This is a genomic window from Acinetobacter sp. YH12235, assembly GCF_013417705.1.
Taxonomy (GTDB): domain Bacteria; phylum Pseudomonadota; class Gammaproteobacteria; order Pseudomonadales; family Moraxellaceae; genus Acinetobacter.
The window spans coordinates 53420-72530 of the sequence record NZ_VPDL01000006.1 but is presented as its reverse complement, the minus strand read 5'-3'; the positions used below and the strand labels follow the sequence as shown (position 1 = coordinate 72530).

Sequence of the window (19111 nt, the reverse complement as noted above, 5' to 3'; positions counted from 1 at the left end):
ATCCTTTTTATTTTTCAAAGTTACAGCTAGTCATCTGAAATTTTGACTATAAATCCATAAGATTCAATAGGTTATATTATGTCTAACACAGTTACCGGTACAGTAAAGTGGTTCAACGAAACTAAAGGTTTTGGCTTCATTCAACAAGACAATGGTCCAGATGTTTTCGCTCACTTCAGCGAAATCCAAGGTTCAGGTTTCAAAACTTTAGCTGAAGGCCAAAAGGTTTCTTTCAGCGTAGCTCAAGGCCAAAAAGGTCCTACAGCGACTAACATCACTGCAATCTAATATTGCGAAGATGAAAAAAAGCACTCATTAGAGTGCTTTTTTTGTACCTTAAATTGGCTAATTTTAGTTTCTAGATCAATTAATTAAATTTTAAAGATAATTAAAAATATTCGCTTTTCATTCATCATCTTGTCCTAAATTTCTTCATCTAAATTTATTCAGGTTAAAACATGAAGAAACTGAGAAGAATTTTGATGATTTTAAAATCAAAAATTGCCCATAAAAATATAGAAGTTTTAATTAAAAATATTATTTATTAATTACTTAAATAAAAAGTTTAAAGAAATCCTAGAATTTACAAAAGTCTTGTCTATAGCTCCATTTTCCCTACATCACTGACTCCTATGATGAACTCATTGAATAAATATGAGTATGATCATGAAAAAACTAGTTTCTTCTTTAATGATTGGCTTGATCGCAACAACAGCTACCATGTCAGCAATGGCGGCTCCTGGACCGGATCATCGTCATCCAACGCCATCAGCGCATCATTTTGATAAGAAACCAATGCCGCATAAAGGGGGTTTCCATAAAGCACCTCCTAAAGCGCATTTTAACCAGCATGATCGTCATGATAAATTTGGCAAGAAAGACCATAAGGGCTTCTTCAACAAAAATCATCACAATGGCCCGCATCACAAGTTGCCACCTAAGTATCGTTAATCCGAATGGCTTAAATGCATAGTGGAGAGAGAAGAAAAAGCCCGATGTAACTCATCGGGCTTTTTCTTTTTAAACTGGATTAATTATTCGGATAGATTAGGCAATTAAAGAAACTCTTCCAGCACAGAGTTTAAAAAGATGTGACCTTGCTCAGTACATGCCAGACGTTCTGTATCTTCTACCATTAATTGACGTTGGCGCAATGAAGTCAGCAATTCATCCAGTGTATCCAGACTATAGCCTGTTCGCTCAAGATAAAGCTTCGCTTCCACACCCTCATTTAAACGTAAGGCATTCATCATAAATTCAAACGGCATATCTGCCGCTTCGATGCGCTTAAACTGCAAATGTTCTGCTGGCACTTTGGCTAAATAGTCTTTGGGCAAACGGGTTTTCTGGAAACGGTAAACACCATCCGGTTGAGTCACTTTGCCATGCGCCCCTGCTCCAATGGCCAGATAATCACCAAATTGCCAGTAATTCAGGTTATGTGCCGATGGTAATTCTTCACGCCAGGCAGAGACTTCATAATTGATAAAGCCATTGGCTTTTAAATAAGCCTCGCCCTGTTCCTGAATCTCTTCCAGTACTTCATCGACCGGTAAAATCGGCTGAGTACGGAAAAACACAGTATTCGGCTCAATAGTTAACTGATACCAGGAAATATGCGTAGCACCATTCTCGACTGCCAGTTTCAGGTCATTGAGTGCCTGCTCTAGTGTCTGTTCAGGTAAGCCATGCATCAAATCCACATTAATCCGTTGAAAACCAGCATCACGCGCCAGGCCAATCGCCGAGATCGCATCTTCATTGCTATGGATTCGGCCCAGCTTTTTCAGATGCTCGGTATTAAAACTTTGCACGCCAATAGAAAGACGATTAATACCAGCTGCTAAATAGCCAGCAAATGGATCATGCTCCACCGTACCTGGATTGGCTTCCAGTGTGATTTCACAATTCTCTTCAAAAGGAATCAGTGCTTTCAGTTCGGTAAACAGCCACTGATAACCTGCAGCAGAGATCAGTGATGGCGTTCCCCCTCCGATAAATACACTATGAATCGAACGGCCTTGGGCAAAATCAACCTGAGTTTTAAAGTCCTCTACCAGCGCATGCAGATATTCCCGCTCCAGCTCGAGAGACAACTCCCCATCAGGCACGGCATGCGAGTTAAAGTCACAATACGGACATTTACGTACACACCACGGCATATGAATATACAGGGATAAGGGAATAAGTGCAGGATTCAATTCAGCCAAAGAACTACTCAAAAACAACTACAAGATCTAGCGTAATTTTAACATGACTCGGCAACAACACTGCTAAAATTAAAATCGCCATCGCCTAATGCCTAAAAATTTAAATAGAATTAGATAGTTAAAATTATGAAAATATCTTCCCAGCTCCTCATTTTACTGCCTTTGGTCTTTGCAATCGGGGTCTTGCTGACCTTACAGACGGCTATTAATACCCAGTTAAAAGAATATTTATATTCTCCTATTCAAGCTGCATTTTTTTCCTTTTTGATTGGTACAATAGTGCTTGCCGGCATCGTGCTATTTCAGTCACATCCCAAACCAGGCTTACAGGAGCTGATGGCAGTTCCCTGGTATCTCTGGTTAGGTGGATTTTTGGGTGTTTATGCAATTAGCATGAGCATTTATGCTGCTCCCAAAATGGGCTTCCTGACACTGACTGGAATGATTATTTTTGGTCAGATGGTGATGTCCATGATCGTCGATCAGTTTGGTCTGCTGGGCAATGAAAAAATGCCGGTGAACTGGCAACGTCTTTTAGGTGGCGTGGTGATTTTTATTGGTGTGCTTCTCACTTTACAACGCTAAACCTTATCTCTAAGCACATGATCACTAATGAGTAATTTTTGTGTCGAATGTTTTGACAGCCACAACCCGTCGTTATGAATTAAAACAGCTGTTCCATCTGATGTTGCCCATTCTGGTCACACAATTCTCCCAGGCAGGTTTGGGCCTGATTGATACCATTATGGCCGGGCGTCTCTCACCAACTGATCTGGCAGCGATTGCGGTTGGTGTCGGCCTCTGGATTCCAGTCATGCTACTCTTCAGTGGCATCATGATCGCCACCACGCCTCTAGTCGCTGAAGCTAAAGGTGCACGTACACCTGAGAAAATTGCCACAATTGCGCGACAATCATTATGGGTCGCATTCATCCTTGGGGTGATTGCGGGTCTGGTTTTACAAGTTTTGCCCCTCTCTTTACCTTTACTAGGTGTCCCAGAAAGCTTGCAACCTAAGGCTGGTCTGTTCCTACATGCCATCGGCTTTGGTATGCCTGCTGTGACCATGTATGCGGCTTTACGTGGTTATTCTGAAGCCATTGGTTATCCACGTCCGGTCACTGCTATTAGCCTCATGGCGCTACTGCTTTTGGTTCCATTAAACTTCATTTTTATGTATGGAGTTGGCCCTATTCCGGCACTGGGCAGTGCCGGTTGTGGTTTTGCCACAGCAATTCTGCAATGGTTAATGGTATTCAGCTTGGCGCTGTATATTTTTAAAAATCGGGTTTATCAAAGTAGTCAGCCATTTAGTCACTGGGAAAAGCTGAACGGATATTGGCTGAAACGGATTTTAAAGCTGGGCTTTCCGATCGGACTGGCAATTTTCTTTGAAGTGAGTATTTTTAGTACCGCAGCGATAGTCTTGAGCCCATTGGGTGAAACCATTGTGGCCGCTCACCAGATTGCTATTTCTGTTACCTCACAGCTGTTCATGATTCCGATGTCTCTCGCCATTGCACTAACCATTCGGGTGGGAACTTATTATGGTGAACAGAACTGGGATGCCATGCGTAGAGTGCAAAGCTTAGGTCTGATGACCGCGACGATTTTGGCTCTGCTCATCATGTTATTACTCTGGGTGTTCCGTAGTGAAATCGTAGCGCTTTATACCTCTGATCCTATGGTGACCCAGATTGCGCTTTATCTGGTGCTCTTTGCTGTGGCCTATCAGCTGATGGATGCCTGGCAGATCAGTGCTGCAGGTTGCTTACGCGGCATGCAGGATACCAAAGGTCCCATGTGGATCACCATGATTGCCTATTGGGTGATTGCCTTTCCTGTAGGGGTTTATCTATCCCGTTTTGGAGATATGGGTGCGGCAGGCGTCTGGGTCGGACTGATTGTCGGTCTAAGCGTGGCCTGTGTTTTATTGCTGGCACGACTTTATGGCAATAACAAACGTTTAAGCCAGCGTGCCTAATTCTCTTATTATTTAAAAAGATGCATTGAATTACTGATTTAATGCATCTTTTAATCCCTGTGGAATTTCCGACTCATCCGCCACTTCCTTAATCACCACTTGCCCGACAATGACATCTATTCCATTAAAGGTCATGGTCGGTGCACCATAAAGTTCATAGCCTTCATTGAGTGCCTTGGTCACACGGGCACAAAAATTCACATCATCTTTACCAGTAAAATATCGATAGACTTTCATTGAAATTTCTTGATCTTGAGATGCGATTATTTTAAGACTTTCATCATGGAAAGGCACTTAAAAATCATGCTTTGCTCTCTCCAGAATAATTAAATAATTGATTTAAAAACTGCCGTACATACGCCGAGTTGGTTTAAAAATTGCATAAATCAAATGAACAATATCAAGCAAATATGAATACTTTGAGAAGCTTTGCAACATAACATCTACAATTAAATATAGGCAATTTATAGTTTGTCACCTATGATCAAATACACCCATAAAAATGGTGATTTTGAGGAATCTCGCATGGCAAAAACGGCTCGAACGCCTGGTCGCCGCTTTATGAAATTGGCTGGAATGACCGCAAGTATTGCAAGTAAAACCCTATCCAATTCGATTAAAAATTTAACTGCGGATGAAGAGCAGAAAAATGCTGCACGCAGTAAATTATTTCAGGATATTGGAGTACAGATTGCTGATACCTTGGGGGAAATGAAAGGTGCGGTGATGAAAGTCGGCCAGATTGCCTCACAATATAAAGATATTTTCCCGCCTGAAGTTGCTCGAGCCATTTCCAAATTGCAGCGTCAGGCTCCCCCGATGCCATTTAAAGAGATTCAGTCACAGGTTGAAAAAGAATTAGGTAAATCTTTGCAGGACCTATTCCAGCAGTTTGATGAGCAGCCTTTTGCCGCAGCCTCGATCGGACAGGTGCATAAAGCGACGCTACCCGATGGTCAGCAGGTTGTGGTCAAGGTGCAATATCCGGGAGTGGAAGAAGCCTGTGAAAGTGACCTGAAACAGGTTCGTCTGGCCTTGCGTTTGATGGGTGTACTAAAAATTGACCGCAAATTGCAGGATCAGCTATTCAAGGAAATCCAGCATAGTCTGGACAATGAACTCAATTATGAAATTGAAGCTCAGAATCTGGAAGTGGCACGTGCCTTTCATGAATCGCTCGATCACCAAATTGTGATTCCGAAAGTATTTAGTGAATATTCTTCCCGCCATATTCTGACCCTAAGCTTGGAACAGGGTGAAAGTATGGAAACAGCCAGCCAATGGCCGCTAGAAACCCGTAATGCCCTAGGCCGCCGTTTATTCCGTGCGATTGGTCAGGAAATTTTCTATCTGAAACGTTTCCATTGTGATCCGCATCCAGGGAACTTTGCCTTCCGTGAAGATGGCTCGGTGATTATTTACGATTACGGCGGTGTTAAAACGCTTTCTACCGAGATCATTACTCATTTCAAAGAGTTGATCCATGCAGCCCGTGACAAGGATATTTCGACCATTGAACAGCAACTGGATGCCTTGCATACCCTGACAGAAACCGGAAAATTCCCGGCCGATCTGTATGAACAATGGCTAGAAGTGCTGATGCGTCCTTTAACCACTAATTATGATTTTGCTAAAAACTCAGCACATCATGATGGAATGGAATTGCTCAAACCTTCTCTGAAATATTGGGATGTATTCAAACCGTCGCCAGATACCCTGATGGTGAACCGTACTATTTCCGGACAATACTGGAACTTGATTCATTTGAAAGTACATGATGATTTGAGTGATGTATTTGAAGAAATCGTGCCAAGTCGCAGTTAAGTTGAAGTAATAAGCTTACAAGCTGTAACCCTACTTCACTTGAAATATCAAATGTTACATTATAACATTACTCTTAAATTACAAGAGGAATATTACGATGCGTCCAGACATTCATCCCGAATATCGAGAAGTTTTATTTCATGACACCAATGCTGATGCCTACTTCGTGATTGGCAGCACCATGACTTCTAGCCAGACCAAGGAATATGAAGGTAAGACCTATCCTTATGTCACCCTGGATATTTCGAGTGCTTCACATCCGTTTTATACCGGTGAGCAACGTCAAACCATTAATGAAGGTCGCGTAGCGAGCTTTAACAAACGTTTTGCCCGTTTTAAACGTGGTTAAACTTAAAACCTCCGATTTTTACTCTCAATTTAAATCGCGGTTTATGTCAGGAAATTACCTCCAATTTCCTGACTTTTTTATGCCTGCGCTAAAGCCAGCTGAGTTAAATAGAAGCCCACACCCAGCATCAATACTCCGACAATCACACTAGAGATCACATAACTGAGGGCAATCGTGACTGCACCCTGCTTAAGCAGCTGAAAAGTTTCTAGGCCAAAACTGGAAAAAGTCGTAAAGCCGCCCAAGATGCCTACCATCAAAAATAGCCGTGCTTCAGTTTGCAGGAAACTGTATTTCTGGCTAAGGGCAAAGAAAATCCCGGCACACAGACAGCCTATAATATTGGTCCACCAGGTCGGCCACGGAAATAGCATCTGTGGCTTGGCAATCAACATTCCTGCTCCATAACGCAGTGTTGCCCCGATCGCGCCGCCCATTGCCACCAAAAGCCAGTTCATGTCTACTCCGTCTTTATTCGATCTTAAACCTTTTCTCAGCCACCATGTGGGACGAGAATAATGAATAACATCATGCACCTAAAATTGCAGAATGAACATGGATCTTTGCCAAAAAATTGGTATATTCGACGCCATTCAAATTGATTTAAGTCTAGAGGGAATCCACATGGCTCAGGAATTACTGGTTCAATTGGCTGCGGGCGAAGCTAAATTTGCAGATGTAATTGCATATATCGATGCGCGCTATGCTCATACACCAACTGCTTTTAAAAATGGTCAACAGGCTAATGCTGCCACTGAAAACCAAGGCAGTGCCAAAGTATTTTCATTTGCCAAACTGAATGGTTTGGATCAGGCACAAACCTTGAGCCTGTTTGCAGAACACTATGCGGCTGTACTGGCCACACCAGAAGCAACGGATCACCAGAATATCCGCCAGTTCATGCAAAATGGCTGGGATGGCATTGCCTTTGAAAGTGAAGCACTGGTTGCCAAATAAGCATGTCTTTAAAATAAAAAACCGCCTATTTCTGGCGGTTTTTTATATCAAAATAACAGAACAAAATGACATTCATATTTAAGATTAAAATTATTTTTTGGAAGAAGTAGTTCACTTTAAAAATGAAAAACTATAGGTTTAAAATAAATTAAATATCAAGAAAGCCAAACCACTCAGAATCACCCGAGCACACCTTTCAGAAAGCCATAAGTTTTCCAGTTTTAACCTTTACCCACTTTCTCAATCCACTTGATTGAGCTGACCCGAAACACTTCACAAGCGCCATCACCGGTATCGGTTGGAGTTAAAGAGGATTTCCAGACGAGGTCTTTATCACGTACTTCCACCAGTTCCCCTTGCAAACGCACCAGGTCACCCCGTTTTACCTGTTTAATTGCTTTGGCAATTTGTGGATTGGCAGGGATGATGTGCATATTGGATACCATCTGTTTAGCCTGTTCAATAGGCACTGGCACGCGATCCATTTTCCAGTTCAGGTAACGGTTATACTGATTGACCGTAATGTGGCGGGCAATTTCAGGTTGCGCAAAAAGACCCCAACTCACCGCATAATCGATCGGAGAGAACTTGGCCTGCTCGTCGTCAGTATAAATTTTTGATCCCAGAATGCGGAAATCGCCTTTAAACGGCTGCAAGACTGAAATGGATTGATCTTTGGCCATCGGTGGCAGTCCTTTGGCAACATTATGGTCTACAGAAGTGTGACCATAAAGCGGTAGTAAAAGACTGGCCGCCAAAGCATAGTATCGAAGATATTTGAACATAATTCTGTCTTTATTCCATCAAATCTTTTCAAGAATATCTTGCTTGATAGTACGATTTTTTTAATGAATAAATAGTTGAAATTAGTAACAAGTTGATCAATTTTGGTGAGCGGAGGGCTTTAGCTAATCTGATTATTTTCGGTTAATCTAAGCCTGTCTAAGAATCATTTGAATGCGACCATGCTGTATAAATTCTATCAACAACATATTTTTCCACATTTGCTAAATCAGGTCATGCAGACCCCATCCCTGATGGATTTACGCCGCGAATTATTATTGCCTATTACAGGTGAAGTCCTGGAAATTGGCTTTGGTACAGGATTGAATCTGCCTTTTTATCAGGCCGTCGATAAAGTCTATGCACTGGAACCTAACTCGGACATTTTTAAACTGGCTGAGCAGCGTATCAGTCAAAGTCCTTTTGCGGTCGAACAGATTCAGTCTCGTGCAGAAGCCCTGCCTTTCGCAGAAAATAGTCTGGAAAATATCGTATCAACCTGGACCTTATGCAGTATTCCGGATCTGCATCAAAGTCTGCATGAAATTTACCGGGTTCTGAAGCCAGGCGGCCATTTTCATCTGGTTGAGCATGTGTTAAACCGAGAGCATCTCAACATTCAGCGCTTACAGCATTTACTCACCCCGATTCAGAAGAAAGTGGCAGATGGCTGTCATCTTAACCGGGATATTGAAACCGCTCTTTTAGAGGCTGGGTTTGAACTGGATGAAGTTCATTATATCGATGCAGAAGGTATTCCAAAGATTGGCCAGCGTATGCTGTTAGCTAGAGCGCATAAACCGCTTTAATCCAGCACTTTTAAATCAGTTATTCTAAACAGGCGGCATTGGGCTGATTTTGGATTGCTTTTTCCAACCTGAAATTCTTGCTGGCTGGTCGCTAATTTGACCTGTACCCAGTCACCTTGCAGCCAGATCCGCTGATCTGCTTTTAAACGGCGAACCTTATTGGCAACAGCTTCGCTGGCGGCAATCACACCCAGGTTCAGCAAATGAGGTTGAATGTTCGCAGGATTGGCTTGTGCGTCTGTAGCGGTCATATTAAAACAACGCCTGTCCTGCTCAAGCTTGAATGGTTTAAATACAGCACTGGATACTTCCGGTACTGCTAGTAACAGATCAATATTACTGACATAGGCCAGATCATTAAAACTTCCCACCACCGGACTGGCTGGATGAATGGTACGGCGCTCAGGCCCATAATACTGTTTAGCCAGTACGCGATATTCAGCCTGATGCGGCTCAATCGATTCTACCTGAAAATTTTTGAGTACCCCGGCCTGCTCCAGATTCGGGATCGCCCGAAAGTATTCCGACCAGATCCATAGTCCAAGCGCAAACAGTGCTGCGGCAATAATCAGTTTATCCATAGTGTAGCGTTGAAGCTTGCTGTCCTTCAGTCTTCAAAATCAATCCGGATGGTCTCAAAACGTACCCGTCCTTCCTGAATGGCTTGAGCAATTGCCATCTGGCCTTTGGTCAGACGTGCACCACCACTTTTAATATCAATCAAAACCACTTCAATATCTTCTGCCAGTCCTTCACCATCACGAAAATCGGTATAACCATCAAAGACTACATAATCCACCGGATCGCCTAAAAATTTGGCATCACTAGGTAGATATTGAAACTCTGGCATGATCGGTGCCAACTGCTCGGCCATTTTGCCTTTGAGTACCGCGCGACTGGTATTTACACTGCGTTTTTGTGCAGCGACTAAAGCTTGCTGATGTTCCAGCTCCAGCTCGGCAATATATTGTTCATATTCTGCTTTAATTCGACCATTTCGCGTCTGGCCCAGAATCAGGGTAGTTAAAACCACTCCAATACAGGCACCAATCAGCATAGCCATTCCAATGGACATTCAATCTTCCTAATCTGCTTTATTTTGCTGCCTACCTTCGACTGAAGTTGAAAGGGTCTGCCATCCAGTAAGCCTGCAAAGAATGATATGCTAGGCGGGAGCAGAATTAAATCATCCCGGGTCATGAAAACTATTTTAGTTGCAAATCAGAAAGGTGGCTGTGGTAAAACCATTACTGCGATTAGCCTGGCAGCTGCCCTGGCACAAAAGGGTTATAAAGTTGCTCTGGCTGATGCGGACAGCCAGAAATCGACCTTGCAATGGCTGAAACATCGCCCAAAAGATGCCGCGCCGATTCAGAGTCTGGACTGGCGGAATGCCAAATCGATTGGGGATGCGCCTAAAAACTTGGAATATCTGATTATCGATGCACCCGGAGCGCTGACTGAAGATCATGCCGAACAGCTAATTAGTGAAGCGGATGCCATCATTATCCCGCTGCAGCCTTCTTTTTTTGATATTGATTCTACGCGCCGTTTTCTCAAACATTTGCAGGATATTAAACGTATCCGTAAAGGCAAGGTTGAAATTCTGCTCCTCGCTAACCGCACCAAACCTAATGCAGCCAGTAATCAGGACATTCAGCAATTCTTTAATAAAATTGATCAGCAACCGGTTACCTGGATTTCTGAACGTGCACCCTATAGCCGACTGGCCATGCAAGGCCTGTCTATTTTTGATAAACAGCAGAAGATGTACCGTGAATTACAGGATCAATGGCAACCTTTATTGAATGCCATTATTGACGATCCAAGCCAATGGTTCTAGTTCTGTTATTTTTAGCCTCTTCTTTTTATTCTTGGGAAAATAATCGTACTACTTCCTGCACTATCGTTTTCGATCGCTTTTTTTTCAGTTAATATGCCTGACACGACCTAAAAAAATGAGCTTCTAAATTCAGTGCAACAGTACGCGCCTACACTACAAAAAGTCTTATTATTTGGACTATTTTTCATTCTGATTTTTTTGAGTTTTCACATACTCAAGTATTTCATCATTCCTGTAGTTTGGGCAGCCATTATTGCGTACATGACCTGGCCGCTGTATCAGTCGATCTTAAGAATGAGTGGCAATCGGCCGACACTGAGTGCGACCATTATGATTCTGGGTGTGATTCTGGTATTTGGTTTGCCTTTTATCTTTGCCATTTTTATGCTGCAACACGAAGGCCGGAACCTGTATTTTGAATTGCAGAAACAGGTATTCTCAGGTCATCTCAGCGTTCCAGATTTTATTCGCGGCCTGCCACTTGTAGGTAAGGAAATTACCCGCACCCTGAATGAGATAAATGCCGATCCAAACAGTATTGCACAGACCATTTCAGCCTGGATTCAGGGTCATCTGAATTATGGTAAAGTCGTACTGAATGAAATCAGTAAAAACGTCTTCAAGCTGTGTTTTGCTGTGCTGTCGTTATTCTTCTTCTACCGTGATGGACATACCATTCTGAATCAGGTGCGTAAAGCCTTTGAGATGGTAGTCGGTCCACGTATTCACCATTATCTGGCGACAATTTCAGATACCACACGTGCGGTGGTCTATGGGGTAGGCTTAACAGCGATTGCCCAGTCTTTGCTGGCAGGTATCAGCTACTTTGTAGCTGGCGTACCGAACCCGATGGTACTGACCATTATCACCTTTATTTTTGCCTTAATTCCTTTTGGCCCTCCGGTTGCTTATGGTGCAGTTTCGCTATGGCTATTCTCGCAAGGACAGACTATTGAAGCCGTTGGCGTCATGGTCTGGGGTGTCTGTATTGTGAGTACAGCGGATAACGTGATTCGTCCACTGGTCATTTCAGGCGCAACACAAATTCCATTCCTGTTGATCATGTTTGGTGTCTTGGGTGGCATTGCCAGTTTTGGTCTGGTCGGTGTCTTTATTGGACCGGTGATTCTGGCCGTACTACTGGCCATCTGGCGTGAATGGCTACATGAAAGCAACCTGAATGAACCTTTGATGATGCCTAAAGCCACTATGGCGCATGAGGTTGAACCGAAGAAAAAATTCCGTCTGCGCCGCAACAAGACACCGAAATCACAAGACTGACTGGCTTAAACAAATTAAAACATTTAAGTACTGATTTTCCATAGTGCTTTTGGTCTTGCTCTGTTTCAATAGATTCCGAAAAGCAGAATAAAGATCAAGGTGTGATAATTATGTCTTCATTGTTTAAACTTACAGCTTTGTGCGCAGTCAGTGCCGCACTTTTTACCGGTTGCGCTTCAACCTCTACTTCGACTGAAAATGTTAAAGCCGTGACCCTGAATGCAGTCTCTGCACAGGGCGTCGGTGAATCGATTGGTACCGTATTATTGAGTGACAGTCCGGCTGGCCTGGTGATTCGTACTAATCTGAAACAGCTTCCTGCGGGTGAGCGTGGTTTCCACATTCATGAAAATGGTTCATGTGCACCGGGTGAAAAAGATGGCAAACCAGGTGCTGCACTTGCTGCCGGCAGTCACTACAACCCGAATCAGGCACCTCATCATGGCACGCCCGTGACGGGTCATCTGGGTGATTTACCAGCCCTTAAAGTAAACACTGATGGTACAGCACGTGTGACTCTACTTGCGCCACGCCTGAAACTGGCAGATGTTCAAGGTCGTGCCATCATGGTCCATGCAGGCGGTGATAACTATTCAGATGAACCGCAGCCATTAGGCGGTGGCGGTGAACGTATTGCATGTGGCGTAATCTGATTTATTACAGATTATTAGCATTCAAAAACGGGCTTCTTGCCCGTTTTTTAGTAGATATTTCTTTTGAAATTGGCGCTTAAATTGCATTCAAAACCGGCAGTCAAATACCACGGATCATATTCTTGTGAATAGCTCAGATTCCATATTGCATCCTCTTCAGCACATACTTAAAAAAGCCCTGTTGCCTTTTCAGTCCAGTGCCTTGATGACTTACTGTTTGCAGATGTTCATTGTGCTTTCAGGAACGACTTTTGGTCTAAAGCTTCTCGGCTATGAGACTTTGATTGTTCCGGTCACTTTAGGGGCAATTGCCACCGCCCTGACCGATTTTGATGACCGTTTAAGTTTAAGGCTACGCAATCTGGGGCTGGTCATGCTGCTGTTTTTTGCGGTCAGTAGCATGCTGGAATTTCTGCATCCCTATAAAATCTGGTTTGCACTCTGGCTATCACTTTCTAGTGCCGTATTTATCTTAATGGGGGCTTTGGGACAGCGTTATGCCACCATTTCATTTGGCACTGTATTGCTGTCCATTTACACCATGTTTGGCTTGGGAGAATATGCGCACTGGTACGAACAGCCGCTGTATTTTGTAGTTGGTGTGCTGTGGTATGGCCTGACTTCTATCCTATTTTATCTGATTCGTCCAACTTTACAGGTTCAGGAAAATCTGTCCATCAACCTGCAACAGATGGCAGAGCTGCTATCGACCAAAGCCAAATTATTTGATCCCGATAATCAGAATAATGTCGAACCGCTGCTTTATGAACTTTCCTTAAAAAATACCCAAGTCATTGAAAGCTTTAACCGCACCAAAGATTCTTTACTGACCCGACTCAAAGCCTCGCGCCCAAATCATAAAACTATTTACTGGCTGAATCTTTATTTTCTGACTCAGGATATTCATGAGCAGGCAACTGCTAACTATCTGCATTACGAGCAGATTCACCAGCATTTTAGCCGTACCGATCTGATCTTTCGGATTCAGAAAAATATTCACTTGCAGGCGCTTGCCTGCCAGCAGTTGGCTACTTGCGTATTGCGTAATGAAACTTATCAACTTCCTGAACAGCATCAACTGGCACTCAAAGCATTAGAAGCCTCTATGCAGGACTGGATTGCGCAACACCCCCAGAATATTGAAGTGAAAAACTTACAGCTCATTCTGAGCAATCTGCTGAGTGTGCATGAACAGCTGCAACATTTGCAGGATGGACAAGCCATTTACCGTCCAGATTATCCAAAGTATTTTGATGATTCCAGCCTGTTTGATGATGATCTGCGTGGACCTGCGGATTTCTGGCTGAAATTAAAACCCCATTTGGGACCGCAATCGGCGCTGTTTCGTCATGCGGTACGGATCGCTTTGGTCTTTCTGGTTGGCTATGCCATTTCCCTATTACCCTTTGCCAAAAATGGCTACTGGATATTGCTGACCAGTCTGTTTGTCTGCCAGATCAGTTATTTCGCTACCAAAAGCCGTTTAAAACTGCGGACTTTAGGTACATTGCTCGGCGTCATCCTGGGAATTCCGATCCTGTATTTTGTGCCGAGTATTGAAGGCCAATTGCTGCTCACAGTTATTTTCGGTGTCGGTTTTTTCTATTTGCGCTCCAAGAAATATGCTATGGCCACATTGATGGCAACCTTGGTGGTACTGCTGATTTTTAATCTGAAAGGCGCAGGCTATGCTGTCATTCTGCCGAGAATTATCGATACCCTAATTGGCTGTCTGATTGCCTGGCTGGCGGTCAGTTGTATCTGGCCGGATTGGAATTTCCGTAATATTTCCAGCAATATCAAAAAATCCTCCCAAGCGACGCTGAACTATTTACTGGCTATTCTGGAGCAATATCAGCATGGCAAAAATAACAGCATTGCTTATCGGACAGCACGTCGTTTGGCCCACAATGCCCAGATTGACCTTTCCAATATGATTTCCAGTCTAAGTACCGAACCGAATCCAGATCCGGTGCTGATTCGCAATGCCTTCCGTTATCTGGTTTATAGCCACAGTCAGCTCAGTTATATTTCCGCATTGGGTAGCCATCGTGAACAGGTATCTGATCCGCAAATTCTGCAACTGCTTTCTGCCTGTCAGCAGACTTTAACTAATGCCCTGTCAAATCCTGAAAATGTACCGCAGCAGGACATTCAAGGCCAATTGGCAGAAATCCGGCAACTGAGTCAGCAGGAACATATTTCCACCCACCTGCTGCTGGTACTTAAACAGATCAGTCTGTTACTGGAAACCTTGCCTGAATTATTGTCTCTAAGACAGCAATTACTGGCAGTTGAAATCAAATAACCAAGCGGAGCACTAGGATATAAGTATTTAAAATAATTCATTTTATTCTATAAATTTCATTTTGCTTAAATCGGCAGATTGGGTACACTCAAGCCTGATTGAATAGAACATAGAAGAGTGAGTGCGCGTGAATATTAAAACTTTACGTCTGGTTGGATTGCTTGAAGGTATTTCATTTCTGCTGCTGTTATTTATTGCGATGCCGGTTAAGTACATGATGGATAACCCGATTCTGGTGAAATATATCGGTATGGGTCACGGCGTTCTTTTCGTGCTTTTTCTTGTGGTGTTATTTGCAGTCTGCGAAAAACAGAAATGGTCTCTGAGTATGTTTATACTGGGTTTGATCGCTTCGATTCTGCCGTTTGGGCCATTTATTTTTGATATGAAATTAAAGAAGTTGGAGCAGCCGGCTGAAGCTTAGCTTTTGGATTCTAATCATTATTAAATCAATCATGGACGTTCCCTCGCCTTTTAGGAGATGAGCAGCACTGCTGCGCAAGGGTGAGGTTATTTTATTAATATTTCCCTCTCTCACTCTCTCCCATAGGGAGAGAGAACATTTAATACTTGTATTTGAGGCACATAAAGTAAATAGCTTCATTCGATTAAATATTTAAGAGAAAGGAATTCTTTTAAAACTCCCCTCGCCCTTTTCTTTCCAGCATCACCTGTTTCAGCTGCATACGCGGCAAGCCAAACCACAGCGCAATTAAAATAAACGAGGCACCGCAATAAGCCCAAAGATCAAAAGCTTCATAAGCAATTCTGACTACTTCAATTACGGTAAAGAAACTCAGCATCATCAAGATAGATACCATTGCCGCAACCGTGCCTTTAGACACTTCAGATGACATCAGGGCAAAACGGTACAATACCGAGAAGCTGATCCCTTCACCCAGACTGATGCAAGTGGTACCGATAATCAGGCAATGCAGAAAATAATCCGAAATCAGCATTCCCACTAAAAGCAAAATGGTTCCAAACAACATCAATGGCACACCCAGCATCACTGTTTTACCGAGCGGCATCTTGTCGATAATTTTTAGCAGAATGATATTGCCCAGAATCAGGCCACCCAATACCGGAAACTGAGCCAGGCCATATTGCATGCTGCTCAAGCCTAGTTCTTCAACCAGAATCACGGGAGATAAGGCAATCCATAACATCAATGGCAAGCTCACCAGTGGCAATGCCATGGTCATAATCACAAAACGCTTATTTTTCAGGACCTGTTTAAAGTCATCGATAATATAGCCGAGTGGCTGTTTGGGAATACTGATATTCGGATTCGGCATCTTCGCTTTCAGTCCAAACCAGCTCAGAAATGCCAGACAGGCAATGCCGATAAAACCCCAGTGCCATGAGACATGGTCAATCATAAAGGCACCGACCACTGGCCCTAAAAGGGGTGCCAGCAAGGAGACATTGGCCATAAGTGCCATGACTTTAATGGCATCGCGTTCTTCAAAACTTTCCTGAATCGCGGCATAACCCACAGCAGCAATAAAGGACAAGCCAAAACCTTGTAAAAAGCGCAGGAACAGAAAACTTTGAATATTCGGTGTGAGTAAAATTGCCAGACAGCAGATTACAAAAAATGCCACGCCACCGAGCAGGACTTTTTTACGGCCTAAACGGTCTGATAAGGGTCCTAAAATTGCGGCAACAAATGCCCCACCTAACAGGAAAAAGGACATAGAAGATGGTGCCCAAGAGCTGCTCACACCAAAATCACGGGTAATGGCCAACATGGCCGGCTGGATCAGGTCATTACAGATATAGACGGAGAATTCAAACAGCACCAGTGCCAGAGGAAACATCAGTGTGGCACGGGTCAGTTTGTGGGTTTGGGCGTTTTGCATGGAAGAGTTAATACTCAATTACTCTTTTTAGAACTTTAAAAGAGCTTGAATTAGAAAATTCAGCGAAGTGTAGCAGAGTCTGTTTTTAAAATCTGTGTGCCTTTTTATTAAAAACTTTAAGATATTAAGAAAAATTTTCAATAAAAAAAATCACTCTGAATATTTTTTGACTGTGTCTCTTCACTTAAATTTATTCTATAAATAGGGTTAATAGGATTTCCTAAAAAATCAAAATGAGGAATATCTAATCGCCCTAAAACCTCTAAGTCCTTCCCTATTTGAAGTTCATATCTTAGTTCCATTAAAATTCTGCCAAGAACATTCACCCCAACTAGCGTTCCATCTGGTTGTCTTTTAGCACCCCAAAAAGAATCTCTTCTTGACTCTTCAACAATGATTTTATTATTTGAATCTAATAATAAAGCTTTAAATTTATCATAATTAGAAAGTAATTTAGCTCTTACACTCCATTTCATAAGTTTAATTTTGATAATGTCAAAATCCTCTCTGATAAGGCTTTTATAAGGCTTACTAACCATTTTCGCTGTCATCGGACTTTTTTCAGAAATAATCTTCCTTTGTATTTCTGGATGACCAGTAAACTTAAGAGCTTGATACAATGCTTCCGATGATCTTATAATTGTATTATTAACAATAATAGGAAAACCGGCAGCCATATTAGAATATCCCCCCCACTCTTCATGTGTTTTTTTAAATACAGCTAAATCTTCATTATTAGGGTTATAAATTCTTTCAGCTAATTTATCCATTTTTAATAAACTCTTCTTGGCATTAATGGATACCATTGTCGGCTCATAAAATGATGCGGATCATTACTTCCCCACCAAAAAATTAAAGGCGTATTATTTGGGCAGTTTCTATAATTAAATATTAATCCACCAAAGCCATAATCAAATTTAGAATTTCCTAATGGTCTTGTAGTCTTATGAACATTAGTACATCTATCAATAATTTTGAACCCATATTTAAGACAGATTTTTTCTAGAAAAATTCTATCATTATGATTATCAAAAATTTTACTCTCTATAAAACCAGTTCTATATTTAAAACCTGGGATCTTTCTAGTCATAAGCTCAGGTAAATCTAAAGTCTGTTCCATTGGCCACAGAACATCAGATCTATTATTATAAATTAATCTATTTTCAAGTCTTAAATTCTCAATAGATAGCCACTTTAACTCAATATTTAAATTATTTTCTTTATTATGTTTTTCGATTTTTTTACCAAGTGCATTTGCTTGGTAATATTGACCGGAAGTATGCCATCCAATAACTAAAACAATAATAGTTATATTTCTTTTAATTAAAGGAATATAATTAGATAAATCATTAAAGACTCGTCCTCCACTAAACATGAAGTCATCTAGATACAAATAATTTTGTGTATCGTATTCTAAACCTTTTTCTTCCACCAGCTTATTATAAAAACCGACCATAGTTTTTTGACTTTCTCCATTTCGCTGAATTGTTAATGGAGTAGCTATTAAGTTTCCTCTTCTTATTAATTCATTTTCAAATTGTTTCTCAATAAATTGCTGTTCATAATTTTTTTCAATGTAAGCTTTTTGTAGAAGATTAGCTGTAATTCTGCCTAAATTTTCTTGTTCATCAGGATCAAATTGTTTCAACCAAGTATATACGTGAACTACCATTCTCTTTTTATCAGTATTTCCGTTTTTATCCATTAGGGGCTCACTGAAGCCCTCATAGGTCAACAATTTATTTGAAATATAATCTATGAATTGATCCATAATTTCTCTTAGCAAAAAAGCGCATCCTGAAGATACGCTTTTAACGAAGTTTTGTTTAAAGATCAAACATTATTATGGACAGACTGCCTTCTGGAAAGTTTTGGTATTTGAACCGCGTACACACTGATAGAGCTTTTCAGTATTGTGCATTTTCCAGTTTTTCTCTTCTTTCCTAAAATGATAAATGGTCTGAATCGATCTGACCGAATCATCCATCAAACCTGTTTCAGTCACTTTTACCTGTCCAACCGTCGGTGACTCAACACGATTAAAGAACTGACGTATCTCGACTGTTGCCAGTTCTTCACGCAGGTCAGGCCTCATTTTAAGCACCTGATCCAAAGGTGTATCCGAAGAAGACTGCACTTTTGCAATCACTTTCTGGGTGGTTGTACAACCTGATGTCATCACACCCAGACCTAAAATTGTAACCGCCAATAACCGTAACATATTGTTTAACCCAGATTATCTTTA

General features: G+C 41.9%; 23 protein-coding genes. 13 read left to right on the top strand and 10 right to left on the bottom strand.

The window, feature by feature from the left end; all coding sequences use genetic code 11:
* Nucleotides 1-78: 78 nt before the first annotated feature.
* Together FTV13_RS04725 and FTV13_RS04720 are read left to right on the top strand one after the other, a co-directional pair.
* Entirely contained in the window at nucleotides 79-288 is a 210-nt protein-coding gene (locus tag FTV13_RS04725) for a cold-shock protein (protein ID WP_004786992.1), read from the top strand.
* 378 nt (nucleotides 289-666) lie between these two features.
* Nucleotides 667-951, top strand: coding sequence for a hypothetical protein (locus FTV13_RS04720; RefSeq protein WP_166135886.1), 285 nt, complete (start codon nucleotides 667-669; stop codon nucleotides 949-951).
* Between the two features lie 104 nt (nucleotides 952-1055).
* Here FTV13_RS04720 and hemW read toward each other — a convergent pair whose 3' ends face one another.
* Nucleotides 1056-2210 carry a radical SAM family heme chaperone HemW gene (gene hemW, locus FTV13_RS04715; protein ID WP_166135883.1) on the bottom strand — a complete coding sequence of 385 codons (1155 nt, stop codon included), beginning with the start codon at nucleotides 2208-2210 and terminating at the stop codon, nucleotides 1056-1058.
* 126 nt (nucleotides 2211-2336) lie between these two features.
* Between hemW and FTV13_RS04710 the strand changes: the two genes are divergently transcribed.
* Nucleotides 2337-2795: a DMT family transporter gene (locus FTV13_RS04710; protein WP_166135880.1), complete on the top strand. Its 459-nt coding sequence runs from the start codon at nucleotides 2337-2339 to the stop codon at nucleotides 2793-2795.
* A gap of 40 nt (nucleotides 2796-2835) precedes the next feature.
* On the top strand, nucleotides 2836-4194 hold the full coding sequence (locus tag FTV13_RS04705) for an MATE family efflux transporter (protein ID WP_180011173.1): 1359 nt from the start codon (nucleotides 2836-2838) through the stop codon (nucleotides 4192-4194).
* A gap of 30 nt (nucleotides 4195-4224) precedes the next feature.
* Here the strand turns inward: FTV13_RS04705 and FTV13_RS04700 are convergent, their stop codons facing one another.
* Nucleotides 4225-4431, bottom strand: coding sequence for a DUF1737 domain-containing protein (locus FTV13_RS04700; protein WP_166135873.1), 207 nt, complete (start codon nucleotides 4429-4431; stop codon nucleotides 4225-4227).
* A 288-nt stretch (nucleotides 4432-4719) separates the two neighbouring features.
* On the opposite strand from FTV13_RS04700, the gene FTV13_RS04695 reads away from it, so the two are divergent.
* Both FTV13_RS04695 and FTV13_RS04690 read left to right on the top strand, forming a co-directional pair.
* Nucleotides 4720-6018 carry an AarF/ABC1/UbiB kinase family protein gene (locus FTV13_RS04695; RefSeq protein ID WP_166135870.1) on the top strand — a complete coding sequence of 433 codons (1299 nt, stop codon included), beginning with the start codon at nucleotides 4720-4722 and terminating at the stop codon, nucleotides 6016-6018.
* A 97-nt stretch (nucleotides 6019-6115) separates the two neighbouring features.
* Nucleotides 6116-6367, top strand: coding sequence for a type B 50S ribosomal protein L31 (locus FTV13_RS04690; RefSeq protein WP_180011171.1), 252 nt, complete (start codon nucleotides 6116-6118; stop codon nucleotides 6365-6367).
* A 77-nt stretch (nucleotides 6368-6444) separates the two neighbouring features.
* Here FTV13_RS04690 and crcB read toward each other — a convergent pair whose 3' ends face one another.
* On the bottom strand, nucleotides 6445-6825 hold the full coding sequence (crcB, locus tag FTV13_RS04685; protein ID WP_166135867.1) for a fluoride efflux transporter CrcB: 381 nt from the start codon (nucleotides 6823-6825) through the stop codon (nucleotides 6445-6447).
* A gap of 166 nt (nucleotides 6826-6991) precedes the next feature.
* On the opposite strand from crcB, the gene FTV13_RS04680 reads away from it, so the two are divergent.
* On the top strand, nucleotides 6992-7324 hold the full coding sequence (locus FTV13_RS04680; RefSeq protein ID WP_166135864.1) for a HopJ type III effector protein: 333 nt from the start codon (nucleotides 6992-6994) through the stop codon (nucleotides 7322-7324).
* Nucleotides 7325-7545: 221 nt separating this feature from the next.
* Here FTV13_RS04680 and FTV13_RS04675 read toward each other — a convergent pair whose 3' ends face one another.
* Nucleotides 7546-8109: a hypothetical protein gene (locus FTV13_RS04675; RefSeq protein WP_166135861.1), complete on the bottom strand. Its 564-nt coding sequence runs from the start codon at nucleotides 8107-8109 to the stop codon at nucleotides 7546-7548.
* A gap of 180 nt (nucleotides 8110-8289) precedes the next feature.
* Between FTV13_RS04675 and FTV13_RS04670 the strand changes: the two genes are divergently transcribed.
* A complete protein-coding gene (locus FTV13_RS04670) occupies nucleotides 8290-8916 on the top strand; it encodes a class I SAM-dependent methyltransferase (protein ID WP_166135858.1) in 627 nt (208 codons plus the stop codon).
* Here the strand turns inward: FTV13_RS04670 and FTV13_RS04665 are convergent.
* Both FTV13_RS04665 and FTV13_RS04660 read right to left on the bottom strand, forming a co-directional pair.
* Nucleotides 8913-9497 carry a hypothetical protein gene (locus FTV13_RS04665; protein WP_166135855.1) on the bottom strand — a complete coding sequence of 195 codons (585 nt, stop codon included), beginning with the start codon at nucleotides 9495-9497 and terminating at the stop codon, nucleotides 8913-8915. The genes FTV13_RS04670 and FTV13_RS04665 overlap by 4 nt on opposite strands.
* 26 nt (nucleotides 9498-9523) lie before the next feature.
* The gene (locus tag FTV13_RS04660) at nucleotides 9524-9991 is read right to left on the bottom strand and encodes a Holliday junction resolvase-like protein (RefSeq protein WP_004787020.1); all 468 of its coding nucleotides are present in this window, start codon (nucleotides 9989-9991) and stop codon (nucleotides 9524-9526) included.
* Between the two features lie 123 nt (nucleotides 9992-10114).
* Between FTV13_RS04660 and FTV13_RS04655 the strand changes: the two genes are divergently transcribed.
* From FTV13_RS04655 to FTV13_RS04635, 5 genes are all read left to right on the top strand, one after another.
* A complete protein-coding gene (locus FTV13_RS04655) occupies nucleotides 10115-10759 on the top strand; it encodes a ParA family protein (protein ID WP_166135852.1) in 645 nt (214 codons plus the stop codon).
* A gap of 132 nt (nucleotides 10760-10891) precedes the next feature.
* Nucleotides 10892-12040: an AI-2E family transporter gene (locus FTV13_RS04650; protein ID WP_166135849.1), complete on the top strand. Its 1149-nt coding sequence runs from the start codon at nucleotides 10892-10894 to the stop codon at nucleotides 12038-12040.
* 110 nt (nucleotides 12041-12150) lie between these two features.
* Nucleotides 12151-12693, top strand: a complete 543-nt coding sequence (gene sodC, locus FTV13_RS04645) for a superoxide dismutase family protein (protein WP_166135846.1) — start codon at nucleotides 12151-12153, stop codon at nucleotides 12691-12693.
* A gap of 205 nt (nucleotides 12694-12898) precedes the next feature.
* Nucleotides 12899-15001 (top strand): YccS family putative transporter, encoded by a 2103-nt coding sequence (yccS, locus tag FTV13_RS04640; protein ID WP_240904204.1) that lies wholly within the window; start codon nucleotides 12899-12901, stop codon nucleotides 14999-15001.
* Between the two features lie 127 nt (nucleotides 15002-15128).
* Nucleotides 15129-15425: a DUF3817 domain-containing protein gene (locus tag FTV13_RS04635; RefSeq protein ID WP_004787034.1), complete on the top strand. Its 297-nt coding sequence runs from the start codon at nucleotides 15129-15131 to the stop codon at nucleotides 15423-15425.
* 211 nt (nucleotides 15426-15636) lie between these two features.
* On the opposite strand, the gene FTV13_RS04630 is transcribed toward FTV13_RS04635, so the two are convergent.
* From FTV13_RS04630 to FTV13_RS04615, 4 genes are all read right to left on the bottom strand, one after another.
* The gene (locus FTV13_RS04630; protein WP_166137977.1) at nucleotides 15637-16866 is read right to left on the bottom strand and encodes an MFS transporter; all 1230 of its coding nucleotides are present in this window, start codon (nucleotides 16864-16866) and stop codon (nucleotides 15637-15639) included.
* A gap of 137 nt (nucleotides 16867-17003) precedes the next feature.
* On the bottom strand, nucleotides 17004-17636 hold the full coding sequence (locus FTV13_RS04625) for an NADAR family protein (RefSeq protein WP_166138021.1): 633 nt from the start codon (nucleotides 17634-17636) through the stop codon (nucleotides 17004-17006).
* 2 nt (nucleotides 17637-17638) lie between these two features.
* Nucleotides 17639-18571, bottom strand: a complete 933-nt coding sequence (locus FTV13_RS04620) for a hypothetical protein (protein ID WP_180011169.1) — start codon at nucleotides 18569-18571, stop codon at nucleotides 17639-17641.
* A gap of 138 nt (nucleotides 18572-18709) precedes the next feature.
* On the bottom strand, nucleotides 18710-19087 hold the full coding sequence (locus tag FTV13_RS04615) for a hypothetical protein (RefSeq protein ID WP_004787040.1): 378 nt from the start codon (nucleotides 19085-19087) through the stop codon (nucleotides 18710-18712).
* Nucleotides 19088-19111: the final 24 nt, after the last annotated feature.